14 protein-coding genes, 1 tRNA gene and 1 pseudogene are annotated in these 13,785 nt (G+C 71.7%); 9 read left to right on the top strand and 7 right to left on the bottom strand.

Annotated elements, in window-relative coordinates; translation table 11 throughout:
* Positions 1-46: 46 nt before the first annotated feature.
* Positions 47-1,651 carry an ergothioneine biosynthesis glutamate--cysteine ligase EgtA gene (gene egtA / locus MXD60_RS01420; RefSeq protein WP_283097582.1) on the bottom strand — a complete coding sequence of 535 codons (1,605 nt, stop codon included), beginning with the start codon at positions 1,649-1,651 and terminating at the stop codon, positions 47-49.
* A 377-nt stretch (positions 1,652-2,028) separates the two neighbouring features.
* On the opposite strand from egtA, the gene MXD60_RS01415 reads away from it, so the two are divergent.
* The 3 genes from MXD60_RS01415 (at position 2,029) to arfB (ending at position 3,685) form a co-directional block, all read left to right on the top strand.
* Positions 2,029-2,820, top strand: coding sequence for a nuclease-related domain-containing protein (locus MXD60_RS01415; RefSeq protein WP_248816953.1), 792 nt, complete (start codon positions 2,029-2,031; stop codon positions 2,818-2,820).
* 190 nt (positions 2,821-3,010) lie between these two features.
* The gene (locus MXD60_RS01410) at positions 3,011-3,157 is read left to right on the top strand and encodes a DLW-39 family protein (protein WP_248816904.1); all 147 of its coding nucleotides are present in this window, start codon (positions 3,011-3,013) and stop codon (positions 3,155-3,157) included.
* A 93-nt stretch (positions 3,158-3,250) separates the two neighbouring features.
* Positions 3,251-3,685, top strand: a complete 435-nt coding sequence (arfB, locus tag MXD60_RS01405) for an alternative ribosome rescue aminoacyl-tRNA hydrolase ArfB (RefSeq protein WP_248816952.1) — start codon at positions 3,251-3,253, stop codon at positions 3,683-3,685.
* Between the two features lie 83 nt (positions 3,686-3,768).
* Here the strand turns inward: arfB and MXD60_RS01400 are convergent, their stop codons facing one another.
* A complete protein-coding gene (locus tag MXD60_RS01400) occupies positions 3,769-4,116 on the bottom strand; it encodes a molybdopterin oxidoreductase (RefSeq protein ID WP_248816903.1) in 348 nt (115 codons plus the stop codon).
* Between the two features lie 231 nt (positions 4,117-4,347).
* On the opposite strand from MXD60_RS01400, the gene MXD60_RS01395 reads away from it, so the two are divergent.
* The 3 genes from MXD60_RS01395 to MXD60_RS01385 all read left to right on the top strand — a co-directional run bounded on the left by MXD60_RS01395 (position 4,348) and on the right by MXD60_RS01385 (position 6,772).
* Complete coding sequence (locus MXD60_RS01395; protein WP_248816901.1) at positions 4,348-5,148, top strand: maleylpyruvate isomerase N-terminal domain-containing protein; 801 nt, start codon at positions 4,348-4,350, stop codon at positions 5,146-5,148.
* A 222-nt stretch (positions 5,149-5,370) separates the two neighbouring features.
* Positions 5,371-6,435: a ParA family protein gene (locus MXD60_RS01390; RefSeq protein WP_308222332.1), complete on the top strand. Its 1,065-nt coding sequence runs from the start codon at positions 5,371-5,373 to the stop codon at positions 6,433-6,435.
* A gap of 264 nt (positions 6,436-6,699) precedes the next feature.
* A tRNA-Ala gene (locus MXD60_RS01385) sits at positions 6,700-6,772 on the top strand.
* Positions 6,773-7,362: 590 nt separating this feature from the next.
* Here MXD60_RS01385 and relB read toward each other — a convergent pair.
* A complete protein-coding gene (gene relB / locus MXD60_RS01380) occupies positions 7,363-7,680 on the bottom strand; it encodes a type II toxin-antitoxin system RelB family anti-toxin (protein WP_248816899.1) in 318 nt (105 codons plus the stop codon).
* Positions 7,677-8,042, bottom strand: coding sequence for a type II toxin-antitoxin system RelE/ParE family toxin (locus MXD60_RS01375; RefSeq protein ID WP_248816898.1), 366 nt, complete (start codon positions 8,040-8,042; stop codon positions 7,677-7,679). The genes relB and MXD60_RS01375 overlap by 4 nt, the downstream gene beginning before the upstream one ends.
* A 162-nt stretch (positions 8,043-8,204) precedes the next feature.
* Between MXD60_RS01375 and MXD60_RS01370 the strand changes: the two genes are divergently transcribed.
* Positions 8,205-8,807, top strand: coding sequence for a MerR family transcriptional regulator (locus MXD60_RS01370; RefSeq protein WP_248816896.1), 603 nt, complete (start codon positions 8,205-8,207; stop codon positions 8,805-8,807).
* Between the two features lie 51 nt (positions 8,808-8,858).
* Positions 8,859-9,074, top strand: coding sequence for a hypothetical protein (locus MXD60_RS01365; RefSeq protein WP_248816894.1), 216 nt, complete (start codon positions 8,859-8,861; stop codon positions 9,072-9,074).
* Between the two features lie 12 nt (positions 9,075-9,086).
* On the opposite strand, the pseudogene MXD60_RS01360 reads toward MXD60_RS01365, so the two are convergent.
* Positions 9,087-9,461 (bottom strand): annotated as a pseudogene (locus MXD60_RS01360) (hypothetical protein); the annotation flags it as partial.
* Between the two features lie 510 nt (positions 9,462-9,971).
* Here MXD60_RS01360 and MXD60_RS01355 point away from each other — a divergent pair.
* Entirely contained in the window at positions 9,972-10,607 is a 636-nt protein-coding gene (locus tag MXD60_RS01355) for a TetR family transcriptional regulator (RefSeq protein WP_248816891.1), read from the top strand.
* A gap of 269 nt (positions 10,608-10,876) precedes the next feature.
* On the opposite strand, the gene MXD60_RS01350 is transcribed toward MXD60_RS01355, so the two are convergent.
* Together MXD60_RS01350 and MXD60_RS01345 are read right to left on the bottom strand one after the other, a co-directional pair.
* Entirely contained in the window at positions 10,877-13,090 is a 2,214-nt protein-coding gene (locus tag MXD60_RS01350; RefSeq protein WP_248816889.1) for an MMPL family transporter, read from the bottom strand.
* Between the two features lie 135 nt (positions 13,091-13,225).
* The gene (locus tag MXD60_RS01345) at positions 13,226-13,774 is read right to left on the bottom strand and encodes a TetR/AcrR family transcriptional regulator (RefSeq protein WP_248816887.1); all 549 of its coding nucleotides are present in this window, start codon (positions 13,772-13,774) and stop codon (positions 13,226-13,228) included.
* Positions 13,775-13,785 lie beyond the last annotated feature (11 nt).

The raw sequence follows: 13,785 nt of genomic DNA, 5'->3' as shown, positions 1-13,785 counted from the left end.
CTGTCGTCCGTGGTCGTCTCGGGCGCCGGGGTCGGCGCTTCGGGGGTCAGGCGACCGGATCGCACAGCTGTGCCTCCTCGTGCAGCACCGCGGCCGGCCCGATCCGGTCGAACCGCTCGGACAGCTCGTCGGCAGGACAGCGACCCCGCAGGGTATACCGCTGCGCGAACACCTCGGCGGACTCGGCGAGTTCCGGTTCACCGGCCCGCCGCAGTGCCGACGTCGCCAGTTCCAGGCAGCGCGCCGCCGCCCGCCGCAGCGGTTCGTCCGCCAGACCGCGCGAGGAGGCTGCCTGCCAGCTGCGGGCCACCGGAGCGCAGGCCTGCGCGGCGCCCGCCGCGGCGATCGGGTCGTCGAGCAGCGCGGTGGCGACCGCGACCGCCACCCGCCACCCCTGCCCGGGCTGGGCGTCGAGGTAGCGCAGCTCCCACCAGCCACGCGGGCGCACCGGCGGAAACAGCGTCGTCGCGTGGTACCGGAGGTCGTCGAGGGTGGGCGTCCGGCTGACCGGGCCGCGGCCGTCGAGCCAGTCGGCGAGCGTGTGGCCACCGGTCGCCGCGCGGAAGTGATGCTCCTCGCCGGGCGTGACCGGGACGGTGGCGCCGTCGAGGTCGGCTATCAGCATGAGCCGGGCGTCGCACAGGTAGCGGGCCCACCGTTCGGCCACCTCGGCCGGCGGCGGGGCCCCGTCGTCCTCGGCGGGGATGCCGCCGGCGCGGTCCGCCAGCTCGAGCACGGCGCCGGTGCGGCTGGCGTGGATGCCGGTCCAGATCCGCTGGCGGGACGAGCACCAGCCGGTGCGCCGCCCGGCCAGCGCGGGGGACGCGGCGAACATCGCGGTGAGCACCGGCCCCATGGTGTGCGCCAGTCGGAAGCGCTGTGCCGCTTCCCCCGCGGTCGCGCCCAGGTCGAGATTGACCTGGACGGACGCGGTGGAACGCATCATGTCCAGCCCCGCGGCGCCGCCGCCGGCGCGGAAGTGCTCCTCCATCGCCGCGTACCGGGACGCGGCGGTGTGCCGCACCCCGGCCCGCAGCGGATCGGTGCCCATCCCGACGATCGCCAGGCCGTCCTCGGCCAGCGCCGCCCGCACGAGCCGCAGGTCCTCGGCGGTGGACCGGATGGCGGCCGCGAGGTACGCCGGGGGTCCCGACAGCTCGAGCTGCCCGCCCGGCTCGAACGTGATCCGGCTCCCGCCGGGCAGGACCGATCCGGCCGCGAGGACCGCCTCCCCGGTGTCATGGCCGCCGCCGATGGCCGACAGCGCCCGCAGGGTCCGGGCCGGCTCGACCGGTCGGTGGACGTCCTGGCTGTCGACGACGAACCACTCTGTCTCGATCCCCACCCTCGTCCCCAGCCCGGCGGCTGTCCCCGGATCGGCGTTTTTCCCCAGTCCGGCGCCGGACGGGCCCGGGGCCGTCGAAGGGAGAACACAGTCGGCCGCGAAGGCGAGTACCGCGTCCCGGTTCAGCCGCAGTGCGCGGGAGACGCACCCGGGGCCGTCCCCGAGGCCGCTGCCGGCGGGGAGGGACACCTGTCGGGTGGCGGACGGTCGAGGCGCGGACGGGTGGGCCGTCGTCTCGACCGACGTGCTGTGGTCAGGGGGCGACGCGTCGGCCCCTGACCCCCGAGGTGTCGCGTGACGTGGCATCCTGCGGCTCCTTCTCGGTGCTGCAACCGGTCCGTGCCGCGTCCGATGGCGGCGGCCCCGGGTGTTCTCCCCAGCGCCGCCGGGTCCCTACCCGACCTGTCCACGCGGTGTCGTCTCGGCGGCCCCGCCGATGGGTGGTATAGATGTGGGTTTAACGTGGTTCTCTCTCGCATATTCCACGTCCTTGACCCTGTCGCTGTTGTGAATTCCATGGAATGGTGACCGGGATGGACCAGAAAGCCGGTGGCGCGTCGTGACTGACCGCCACCTGATCGGGTCCCGCCCCCGGAGACAGCACCAAGCGCGGCGGCGTCCTGACGGCGCCGGGAGGTGGTGACCGCGGCGTGTCCGATCGGCAGTCAGCGGGGCGTTCGGCGATGGCCGAATACCTGCGGCGCAGGGAGTTGTACTCCGCTGAACGCGGAGATCACAGACCGCGGGCCCTGATCCTCGCGGGAGTCGTCGCGGCCGCGGCGGTAGCCGTCGTCGTTCTGCTGGGCAGCGCCGCCGGACTAGCGGCGGGAGTAACCGTGCAACTGTCGGTACTCGCCGTGCTCGCGGTCGGCATTGTCGGGGCCGTGCGTTTCCTGCGCACTCCGCCCGAGATCGAGGCGTGGCGCCAGGACGCCGAGGCCGAACGCAGCACCGCCCGCGCCCTGGACCGACTGATCCGAGCGGGCTACACGGTGCTGCACGACCGGGCCCTCGCGGACTCCGCGGGCAACATCGACCATCTCGTCATCGGGCCGTCCGGCGCCTGGGTGATCGAGACCGACGCCCATCAGGGGCCGGTGCGGCAGAACTCCGCGGGCGTCTGGGCCGGCAAGGTGCCGCTGCGCGCGATGCTCGGGCTCGTCGCCTGGATGGGGGAGGAGGCCACCGCGCAGCTGCTCGGCGAGCTGCCGGGCGGGTGGCAGCTCGAGGTCCAACCGGTCGTCGCCTTCGCCCGCGCGGAGGTGCCCGCCGGGCTCGCCCTGGTCGAGGGCGTGCTGCTGCTGCCCGCGGCCGGCGTGGCCGACTACGTCCTGTCCGCTGGCGTCGTGCTGCGGCCGATCGATGTCGCGATGCTCGTCGACGTGGCCGAGCGGGCCTTCCCCGCCTACGAGGTGGCCGGTCCCCCGCCGTCCTGGCCGACCCGTTCCCGGCTGCGGGGCCTGCTGCGCCGCTGAGCCGCCGCGCCGGCCCCCACCTGGATCAACGACCGGCTGGATTCACGTGGAGCAATGGCCGTCGCCGGCAGGTCCGCCGCACATCGGACAGCCCGTCAGCGCCGGGATACCGTGGTACTGATCCAGCCGTCGCGGGCTGGACCGTCGCTGACGCGAACGCCGAGGCGAGCGCCGAGATGAGGGAGTCGACATGGCCCGCAAGATGACCGTGCTGGCGCTGCTGGCTGGTGCGGGAGCGGCCGTCACCGCCGTCCGGCGGCGGGCTCGGGGCGGCGAGGAGATCGACCTGTGGCGCGAGGCGACCTCCACCACCGGCACCCTGTCCGGCCAGCGCTGACGTTGTCGGGTCTGCGCTGACCCTGGCCGGGTCGCGCTGACGCGGCCGAAAGTCGGCTGACGGCAGGGCAGCGGATCGGGCACCATGAACGTCATGGTGCCCCGGGAGATCCAGGTACGCCCGGGGCTCGTGCTGCCTGCCGGCGAGCTGCGCTGGCGGTACTCCCGCTCGTCCGGTCCGGGCGGGCAGGGGGTGAACACCGCCGACTCCCGGGTGGAGCTCTCCTTCGACCTCGCCGGTTCGCCGACGCTGTCGGCGGTGCTGCGGGAGCGGGCGATGACCCGCCTCGCCGGCCGCCTGCACGACGGCGTGCTGACCATCGTCGCAAGTGAGCACCGTTCGCAGCTGCGCAACCGGGAGGCCGCGCTCGAACGGCTGGTGGACACGTTGCAGGCCGCCACCGCCCGCCCGCCGCGCGCCCGACGGGCGACCGCGCCGTCCCGAGGGTCCGTCGAACGTCGCCTGCAGGCGAAGAAACGCCGGTCCAGCACCAAGCGGAACCGGCGTTCCGGGCCGGGCGACGAGTAGGTGCGCCGACCGCGGCCTGAGCCTGACGCGCAGGTCCTGGCGGTCGGAGGTTCGGCCGGTGGCGGGGGTGGGCCCGGGCCGGCTTAGAGCTCGACGATGCCGACGTCGGCGACCAGGGTGCCGACCAGCCCCGCCGGTGCCGCCAGGTGCAGCTCGACGTGGGTCTCGGGGGTCAGGTCCTGGATGACACGCAGCGGGACGTGCACGGAGGCGCGGGCGCCGATCGGGAAATAGCGCATCGGTGTGCCGTCGCGCTGCAGGATCGCGCAGACGAGCTCGTCGGTGGAGTTGCCGCCGCGAAAATACAGCGGCTGCGCGGTGATGCCCGCCGGGACCACGTAGCTGAACTGCGCGCCCAGAGAGAACGGCGCGTCCAGGCCGCGGCCCTCGAACGGGACGATTCCCTGCAGGAAGCGAGGAGTCGTGAACATCCGCCCACCCTTCCGTCCGTCGCCTGATGAGACCCGCGACCTCAGCCTAGGCCACCACCGCGGCGACGTTACGATCATCATTCGCGCCGGGTGGATCAAACCGGCGGGAATCGATGTCGTCCCCGCCGGACCGTTGTCCCCAGTCGGCGATTTCCCCTGGCGTTACGCGGCCGCAGGGTGCAACGTGGGGCTATGGCTGCCCCCTCCTCATCCCGTCCCGTCGACACCGATGTGAGACCGGCCCAGGAGACCGGCCTCGAGTCCGCGGACGCCGCGGCGACGCCCGGGCACGTGCTGTCCGGTTCGGGCTATCTGCCCTCGGTCATCCCCCACGACCTGCTCGCCGGGGTCGTCGCCGCCCACCGCCGGCTGCTCGACCTGGCCGGCGGCCTCCACGACGACGTGCTGCGCCGCCCGAGCGGCCTGCCCGGCTGGAGCGTCGCCCACCTGCTCACCCATCTTGCCCGCAACGCCGACGGCCACCGCGGCATGGTCGAGGCTGCGTCGTGCGGCGAGGTTCGCAAGCAGTACCCGGGCGGCCAGCAGCAGCGCGACGACGACATCGCCGCCGGTCAGGACGTGACTGTCGAGGCGGCCCGCGCCGAGCTCACCGAGGCCGTCGCCAGCCTGGAACGAGCCTGGGACGCGGCCCACGTCGACGCCTGGCGCACCGGCCGCGGCTGGGTCAGCTCCTATGGCGACACGTCGCTCGCGGATCTGGTCTTTCTGCGCTGGCGCGAGGTCGAGATCCACCTCGTCGACCTCGACCTCGCCGATCTGGGCGGTCCGAGCTGGACGGACCTCGGCCGCGCGTACGTCGAGGTGGAGTGGGCGTGGACGGTGCGCGGCCTGCCGGCCCGGCTGCCCGCCGACGTCACCCTGCTGCTGGCCCCCGGCGACCGACCGTCGACCGCGGTCGGCCGCGGCGACCGCCTGGTCGTCGTCGACCTCCCGACGCTGCCCGCGCTGGCCTGGCTGACCGGCCGGGAACCAGGCGCGCCGACCTGGCCGGACCTCGGCCCGTGGTCGTGAGGGGCTGACGGCCCCGGTCGTGATGGGCCGTTGGCCGTGATGGCGGCTCCTGGCGGCTGAGGGTCGCTGGGGGCCGTTGAAGGTCCGAGGTGCGGCGATCCGCGTCACCCCGCTTCGCCCGCGCGTTGCGGGAAATCCGGCAGGCGCGAGAATGCATGCCGTGTCGGACATGACGGACAGTCGGGGTGGAGTTCCTCGTAGCAGCCGCGATCGGATCGCCGAGTGATCACGATGGCGCTGTTCAACAACAAGGGCGGCGTAGGCAAGACGACCCTCTGCTACCACCTGGCCCACATGCTCCAGCGGATGGGCCATCGGATCCTCGCCGTCGACCTCGACCCGCAGGCCAACCTCACCGCACAGTTCCTCGACGAGGACGAACTGACGATGCTGTGGGGCGAGCCGGAGGACACCGCGTCGTCCGCCCCGAAGCCGTTCGACCTCGACGCGCGCGTGCTCCGCACCAGCCCCGACACCGGCACGATGGCCTCCGCGATCGCGCCGATCATGGAGGGTGTCGGCGACGTCGACCTGTGCGCGCCGGTGACCATCGAGGACGGCCTGTGGCTGCTGCCCGGCGACGTCGAACTCAGCACGTTCGAGGACCGGCTGTCCGCCGCCTGGCCGAACAGCTTCCTTGGCAAGGACATCGCCGCCCTGCGCACCACGACTGCGCTACACCGCGTGATCGAGAACGGCGCCCGCTCCGTCGGCGCCGAGATCGTCCTGATCGACGTCGGCCCGAACCTCGGCGCGATCAACCGGGCGTCGCTGCTGTCCGCCGACACGGTGCTCATGCCGATCGCCGCCGACCTGTTCTCTTTGCGCGGCCTGCGTAACCTCGGCCCGACCCTGCGGGACTGGCGCTCCACCTGGCAGGGCACCGTGCTGCCGAAGGTCCCCGACCGCATCCCCGCGCCCCGCGGCCTGATGATGCCGATCGGCTACATCGTCATGCAGCCCCCCACCCGCACCGACCGTCCCGCCAAGGCCCACGACCGCTGGCTGGATCGCATCCCCGAGGTCTTCGCGACCTCGGTCCTCGGCTCCGGCAACCCCGGCTCGCGCGACCGCTCCTTCGAGATCGCGACCCTGCGCAACTACGCCAACCTGATCCCGTTGGCCCACGACGCCCGCAAGCCCATGTTCGAGCTCCGCGCCGGCGACGGCGCCCTCGGCGGCACCCAGACCGCCGTCCGCCGCTGCTACAGCGATTTCCGCGACCTGGCGATGAAGGTCCGCGAACGCCTCGCCTACATCGACCCCACCGTCCGCCGCCCCTCCTGACAGCTGACGGGCCCGCCGCCGGCCGGCGTGCCGCTCCACCTTGCGCATGGGACAGACCCTCCGGGCCGCTTCTGCAGGGCTCCTCGCCCGTTTTGCCCCTACAAAAGCGGCCCGGACCCGCTCAGCCACGCCCGCGTCCGCGGGGGACGCTGTGTTGAGATCGCCCCCGCTCCCGCCGCCGGCCGGATGTCGTACGCTAGGAACGCGCTCCGCCGCAGCGTGACCGGCCTCCGGGCCGGCCCGCGCCAGGGCGGCGCGTCCCGAGGGGGCGTAGCTCAATTGGCAGAGCACTGCCTTTGCAAGGCAGGGGTTCGGGGTTCAAATCCCCGCGTCTCCACGCGCTGGATTCCGCTGGTCGGTGCCCTCCGGGCACCTTCCCACCTGCCGTGATGCTGGCCGGGGGGACAACCCCCCGAACCCCCCGGATGTGGCGTGGCGGCCTCCTAAGATCGTTATGTAGCCGAGCGGGTCAGGCGGTTTCTGGCTTCGACTTCGGGCTCCCGCTCGCGGCCAGCATCGGGTGTCGCAGCGTTCTACGACCATCAGGCCCACGGTGAACCCGGGTCGATCGCCGGGAATTTCTCAGCAGCAGAAAACGAATGTCGTCAGGGTGCCAGGATATGGTTTTCCCCGCTTTTTGTGAAGTCGAAAGTGTTGCTCGTGAATACCCACGTCTACGGCGCCCCCGCTGCGCACTCGCCCTTCCTGCATCTTCACGCCCGGTCCGGCGGCCTGTTCGACCATTACGCGGCGAGCTTCGAGCGAGTCTGGGCCTCCACGGAAAGAGCCTGATACCAGTGGCAGTGGCACGGATCGACTACTTCAACGACCCGAACGCCCCCAAGGCGAACAGCGCGGCCGCCGCCACCGTCCTGCAACTGCATGGGCGGCTGTTCGATCGCCACAGGATGAGCTTTGAGCGCGGCTTTACGCGATTGCGGCTATGTCTCCGTCGTCGAAGTAGATGGCCTGGTGTAGTTGGCCGCCGAGGGCGGCGGCGTAGCGGGCGACGACGTCCTGGCCGGACAGTGAGCCCCGCTCGATCTGGGAGATTCGGCCCTTGGTTACTCCCATCCGTTCTGCCACCTGCTGCTGGGTCAGTCCTCGCGCTCGGCGCACCTCGGCAAGTCGATGGCCTACCGCGACAGCGAGAAGTTCCTGTCTGCCAGCGGCGACTGCGTCTTCCCCGCCGGCTCGGGCGACCTGCTCGGCGCGGATGTCGGACCACCGTGTGTAGCCACTCATCGTCGATCGCCCTCTTCCTGACCGCGTTCCACCAGGTAGTTCTTGTAACGCTGCTCCGCGAGCGGGATCGCCTCGGCGTACCAGGCGGTCCACTGCCCGGCTTTGTCTCCGGCGACGAGCAGGATGCTCGAACGCCACGGGTCGAAGCAGAACAGGATCCGCACCGTGCCTGGCCTGAGTTCCTTCAGGTTGGGGACAGACGAGCCGCTGATCGTGTCGACGAGTGGCCTCCCCAGCCCCGGGCCGGCCTCCGCGAGAAGATCTATTGCTTGCACGACACGGGCGTGCGCTGCCGCGTCGAGGCCGTCGATCCAGTCGCGGACCTCGTCGACGAGGTAGCCGTCCCAGGGTTGCCCTCCCACCAGGCGAGTATAGCTCCTGCTATACCTCGGGCCCTCCAGGTCCCCACCTGCCTCGGCTGACAGCCACGTTGCCCGGCCTGGGCACTCTTTCGCGACCGAGTTCTGCCGCCGCCGAGCCGGCGGGCTTGCGGCTGACGTCGGGTGAGGTCGCATGCTGGCGGTATGGGGTTTGAGCGGGCGTGGAAGGTTGGGGTGCTCGCGGAGGCGAGTGGGCTGACCGTGCGGACGTTGCACCACTGGGATCAAAGAGGCACCTCACGTGAACCGAGCGTTTCCACGCTCATCGAGGTTCTGCGGGCCATGGATGGTCCGGGTCCGCACGCCAACAGCGAGGCCGTGCGAGGTCACCTGGATTCCGAGCAGCAGCGTGCCTTGCAGGACCACGCCGCCGCGGTGGGGCCGGCCGCGCACTACCTGCTGGAGGTGGAGTGGCCGGAGCTGTGTCGCCGGGCCGAGGCGCTGCGCGTCGCCGGCGTCGATCCGGGCGCGCTCGCCGTCCAGAAGCTGGTGAAGCGGATGGACGAGCTGTCCGCGCTGTTCAGCGGCGGCGATTCCCAGCTTTCGTCCGCGGTGCGCGGGGCCTGGAAGCGCGAGGTGGAAGCGGCCGATTCGGCGGCCGAGACGGTTGTGGGGGGCGGAAACGGGCGCCGAGGTCCAGGTGGAGGCGGATGCGCGATCCGGGGGAGCGGGCGGGATTCGGCCTATTCGGCCGGCGCCTGGCGGGAGCTCATCACCTATCTCGATCGTGCCCGTGCCGAGACCTGATTGTCAGCTGGACCGTTCCGAGACCGACGTCGTTTCAAAGGAGAGAGCAGCATGACCCGCCGTACACGTTTCGGCATCGCCGTCGCTTCGGCCTTGCCGACGCTCGTCGTCGCCCTGGTCATCCTCACTGTGTTGGCGTCGGCCGGAGCGGTGCCGTGGAGTGTCGAACCGGCGGTCGTCGTCGCTCTGGTGCTGCAGGCATTCATCACGTTCATCAGGCTGGGGCATCGTGGCGGCACTCGGCCGGTGGACAACGCCGGTCACTGATGATGGGCGGCGTCAGCGTCCCACCGCATCCCGTGGGACGAGGCGGGTGAGGGAGCGGTCGGTGATGGTGAGGAGGAGTAGGAGTGCGGCGGCGGCGAGGGTGAAGACGGCGAGGCTGTGCAGGCCGTGGGTGGTGGCGCGTTGGCCGTAGAAGAGGCCGCTGGCGGAGGAGGCGATCATCGCGCCCAGGTACATGAAGGTGCGCAGCAGGCCGGCGGAGGCGCCGATGCGTTCGGGGGTGGCCTGGTGGCGGAGGGCGTTCTGGTTGGCGAGGCTGATCAGGCCCTGCGGTAGGCCGAGGATCACCGTGACGAGTACCAGCAGCCAGGGGGCGCTGCCGCCGTTCAGTGCCAGCAGCAATGCGCAGGCGATGAGCTGTGACCGCGCCGACCAGCGGTTTGCCGCGGACCTCGGAGCGTCGGCCGGTCAACGCGGAGACGGCGACGCCGACGCCGAACGTCGGGAGCAGGATCAGGCCGGCGGCTGAGGCGCCGAGGCCTCGACCGTCCTCCAGCCACTGCGTGTAGCCGTAGAGGAACGCGTACGCGTTGGTCACCCACTGCAGGCTTTCCAGAGTCGCGCCGAGGTCGCGGGCGATGAACGGGTTGGCGATCGACACAACCGTGCCGTCCAGGCCCACCATGACCACGCCGAGTGCGACGCTGACCAGCGTGAGCCACGGGTTGGAGCGCGGCCGGGCCAGCAGTCCGTCGCGCGGCCACTCGTGCTTCGGGGACGAGGACGGCGCGGTGGTGACGGGGGAGGATGTGGCCACAGGGACCTCCGGTGGATGGAAGGGCCTCGGTCCAAGTCTCGGCACTCCCCACCGAAATGGCAACTGTGTGCTATTTGGCATTTATCTGCCATCAGGCTACGCTGGGAGGTCGGGAGGCAGCGATGGGCTTGCGGGAACGGAAGAAGGAACAGACGCGCAGGGCGCTCGCCAGCGCCGCCGCGCAGCTGTTCACCGAGCGTGGATATGAGGCGACGACGGTGGAGGACATTGCCGCCGCGGCCGAAGTGTCCCCCCGTACCTTCTTTCGGTATTACCCGGCCAAAGAGGACGTCGTTTCCCAGATCTTTCGCTCGGCCGGCTTCGACAGTCTCGTCGACGCCCGACCGGCCGACGAGCCCGTCGCCGAGTCGCTGCGGGCGGCTGCCTTCTCCCTGCTGCGGGTGTGCGCCGAGGCGCCGGCGCCGGCGCTGGCCGTGCTGCGCATGATCGACACCCGGCCCGAGCTGCGGGTTCGCCTCTCCGAAGTCCAGTGGGAACGGTTCGAGGCACTGACCCCGCTGGTCACCGCCCGGCTCGGCGCCGAGCCCGACAGCCCGCTGCCCGGCCTGCTGGCCAGCTGGACCCTCGCCACCGTAGACACCGTCCTCGTGCACTGGTACACCACCGGCGGACGCCTTGACCTGCTCGAACTCGCCGCCGACGCCTTCGACCGGCTCGACCCTGCCCTGCGCGCCGCAGCCGAGAGCGACTACGCCGCCACCCATCCGCGCCGGCCGGCCGCCAACCTCGCCAGCTGACCAGATCGGCCGGTCGAACGGGTCTGCCACGTTGATCTGGCCTGTCACGTTCCCAGCCCGACGGGACACAGCCCGACGGGACACAGCCCGACCAGAAGTGGAGCGGGACGCCGGGCGCATGGGTCGTCGGAACTCGGTGGCTCGGTAGCGTCGACGCATGGCCGGTCAGTCGGACGTGGAGCAATACCGCGACGCCGCCGAGGCCGCCGTCCCCTGACCCGGGAACGGCGGCCGGCCGGTGGCGTTCCCGGCCGAGCGGCCGGAGCGGCTCAGGCGCTGTCCGCGCCGGGTGTCGCGGAGGTGCTGGCGTCCGGGTGGTGGGTCTGCGCGCCGGCGGTCAGGTGGCTGCCCTCGAGGTCGAGGTCGGGCAGGATCCGGCCGAGGCGGGCGGGCAGTGCCCAGGACAGGTGGCCGCAGATCTTCAGGATGGCGGGGACGAGGGTCATCCGGACGAGGAACGCGTCGACGGCGACGCCGACGGCCAGCGCCAGGCCGATCGACTTGATGACCGCGTCGTTGCCGAAGATGAAGCTGCCGAACACCGAGATCATGATGAGCCCGGCGGCGGTGATGACCCGGGCGGTCGTCGCCATGCCGGCGGTGATGGCCTCGCTCGGGTCGTGATGGCCGACGTAGTGCTCACGGATGCGGGAGACGAGGAAGACCTCGTAGTCCATGGCGAGTCCGAACAGGATGCCGATGAGCAGGACCGGCAGGAAGCTCACGAGCGGGCCCGCGGTGTCGACGTTGAACAGGCCGCCGAGATGGCCCTGCTGGAACACGAACACGGTGATGCCCAGCGACGCCGCGATCGAGAACAGGAAGCCGACGACCGCCTTGAGCGGCACGAGCAGCGACCGGAACACGACCATGAGCAGGATCAGCGCGAGGCCGATGATCAGGGCCAGGTACAGCGGGAGCGCGCCCGCGAGCTTGTCGGAGACGTCGATGTTGGACGCCGTGGTGCCGGTGACGTAGGCCTGCACGCCCTGCTCGGCGCGGAACTTCGCGGCGCCGGTGCGGATCTGTCCGACGAGGGTCTTCGTCGCGTCGGAGGAGGGGCCCGACCGGGGGGTGACCTGGAGGATCGCGACGTCGCCGGCCTTGTTCGCGACAGGCTTGCCGACGGCGGCGACGTCGGGTGTCACCATGAGATCACCGGCGCCCCGCGCGGCGAGCGCGGCGGCGTCCGTGCGTCCGGGGGTCGACACGACCAGCGTCAGTGGACCGTTGAAGCCGGGCCCGAAGCCCTGGGTGAGCAGGTCGTAGGCGCGCCGCTCGGTGGTGGAGCTCGGCTTGCTGGAGTCGTCCGGGAGGCCGAGCTTCAGGCTGGTCGCCGGCAGGGCGAGCACGACGGTGGCCGCGACGCAGACCAGCACGGTCAGCCACGGCCGGGCGGTGACGATCCCGGACCAGCGCCGGCCGAAGTTCATCCGGTCGCCGCGGGTCGCGGCCGTGACCCGGCGGGAGAGGAAACCGATGCGCCCGGCGTTCACCCGGGTCCCGAGGGCCGCGAGCATGGCGGGCACGAACGTCACCGCGATCAGCACCACGATCGCGACGGTGGCCGCGGCGGCCAGACCCATCACGGTGAGGAACGGGATGCCCATGACGGACAGCGCGGCCAGGGCGATCACCACGGTGAGCCCGGCGAAGACCACCGCGCCGCCGGCGGTGGCGGTGGCCAGGGCGATCGAGTCGTCCACGGCCATGCCGTCGGCGAGGTTCTGGCGGTGCCGCGACAGGATGAACAGCGAGTAGTCGATGCCGACGGCGAGGCCGAGCATGAGGGCCAGGGTCGGCGCCGTCGAGCTCAGCGAGACTGCACCGGAGATCGCCTGGATGCCCAGCAGCCCGAGCGCGACACCGACCAGCGCGGTGATCATCGGCAGGCCGGCGGACACCAGCGCGCCGAAGGTGATCGCCAGCACGACGAACGCGATGAGCAGGCCGTAGACCTCGGTGTTGCCCTCGGCTGCGGTGGTGGCGACGACCCCGCCGGAGAACTCGACCTGCAGCCCGGCGGCGCGCACCTCGGCGGCGATGGCGCGCAGGGCGTCCTTCGAGGCGTCGCTCACCTTGTCGACGGGCACGGCGTAGGTGATGTCGCCGAACGCGATCCGGCCGTCCTTGCTGACCGTGGCCTTCGCGGGGGTGACGGCGCTGATGACCTGCGGGGCCTTGGCGACCTGGGCGAGGGCGCGTTCCTGGACCGCCTGGTACTGCGGCTCGGACAGCTTGTGGCCGGCGGGGGCGGCGACGACGATGCGGGCCGCCGCGCCGCCGGTGCCGGGAAACTTCTCGTCGAGCAGGTCGATCGCGCGCTGCGACTCGGTGCCGGGGATCTGGAAGGCGCTGCTCGTGGGCCCGGAGAAGGTCGCCGCGCACACCCCCACGACGGCCAGGACGACCACCCAGCCGGTGATGACGAACCACCGCCGCCGTACGGCGAAGCGACCCAGTCGATGCAGCAGGGCTCCCACGGGCCCACCTCCTTCACGTCTTCCAGCCGGCAACCGGGCTGGAGCCAGGTCGTGAGGTGCACGACCCGTCGTCGGACCGTTCCTTTCCGGGCGGCCCGCGGCCAACCCGGGTGCGGCCGCGCTGGCGCGGGACGTTCAGCTCAGGTCGAGAACGCGCCGCGCGCCGGCGGCCAGTTCGTGGCGCACCAGCTCGGTCGGCTGGTCCGCCGCGCCGGCGGCGCCAAGGGTGATCGCGCCCAGTGCCATCCAGGCCCGTAACCGGTCCGGTGGTTCGGTCGACCGGCCGGCGAGGCAGCTCAGGAGGGGTTCCGGCTCCTGAGCTGCCTCGCCGGCGCCGTCCCCACGGGCGGCGCTGATGGCAGGCCCCTCGGCGAGCAGCAGATGGACCTCGCGGCGGAAACGCACGATGAGGTCGACCAGGCCCTCGACGGCCCGCGCCACGACCTGGTCATCGGGCTCGTCCCGTAGGCGGTCGGTCAGCTCGGTCATCGCGGCGGTGCAGGGAGCCAGCAGCTCGACCAGAATCGCTTCCTTGCTGGCGAAGTGGTACAGCAGCGAGGCTTTCGAACATCCGACCTCCCGCGCGATGTCCTGCAGCGACGTTCCCCGGAACCCGCGCTGGGAGAACAGCCGCAGCGAGGCGTCGAGGAGCTGCTGGCGCAGCGGGACGGTGGACCGGGTCACGCGGCTCAGTC

The sequence above is a fragment of the Frankia sp. AgB32 genome (assembly GCF_023243045.1).
GTDB lineage: Bacteria > Actinomycetota > Actinomycetes > Frankiales > Frankiaceae > Frankia.
This window is presented reverse-complemented; position numbering and strand designations above follow the sequence as displayed.

What these genes read in the sequence shown, in the direction of transcription:
- MXD60_RS01370 (WP_248816896.1), top strand. Translation starts at nt 8,205, where the DNA reads ATGGGGTTTGAGCGGGCGTGGAAGGTTGGGGTGCTCGCGGAGGCGAGT.
- relB (WP_248816899.1), bottom strand. Translation starts at nt 7,680, where the DNA reads ATGAGTGGCTACACACGGTGGTCCGACATCCGCGCCGAGCAGGTCGCC.
- MXD60_RS01400 (WP_248816903.1), bottom strand. Translation starts at nt 4,116, where the DNA reads ATGTTCACGACTCCTCGCTTCCTGCAGGGAATCGTCCCGTTCGAGGGC.
- MXD60_RS01355 (WP_248816891.1), top strand. Translation starts at nt 9,972, where the DNA reads ATGGGCTTGCGGGAACGGAAGAAGGAACAGACGCGCAGGGCGCTCGCC.
- egtA (WP_283097582.1), bottom strand. Translation starts at nt 1,651, where the DNA reads ATGCCACGTCACGCGACACCTCGGGGGTCAGGGGCCGACGCGTCGCCC.
- MXD60_RS01415 (WP_248816953.1), top strand. Translation starts at nt 2,029, where the DNA reads ATGGCCGAATACCTGCGGCGCAGGGAGTTGTACTCCGCTGAACGCGGA.
- MXD60_RS01410 (WP_248816904.1), top strand. Translation starts at nt 3,011, where the DNA reads ATGGCCCGCAAGATGACCGTGCTGGCGCTGCTGGCTGGTGCGGGAGCG.
- arfB (WP_248816952.1), top strand. Translation starts at nt 3,251, where the DNA reads ATGGTGCCCCGGGAGATCCAGGTACGCCCGGGGCTCGTGCTGCCTGCC.
- MXD60_RS01365 (WP_248816894.1), top strand. Translation starts at nt 8,859, where the DNA reads ATGACCCGCCGTACACGTTTCGGCATCGCCGTCGCTTCGGCCTTGCCG.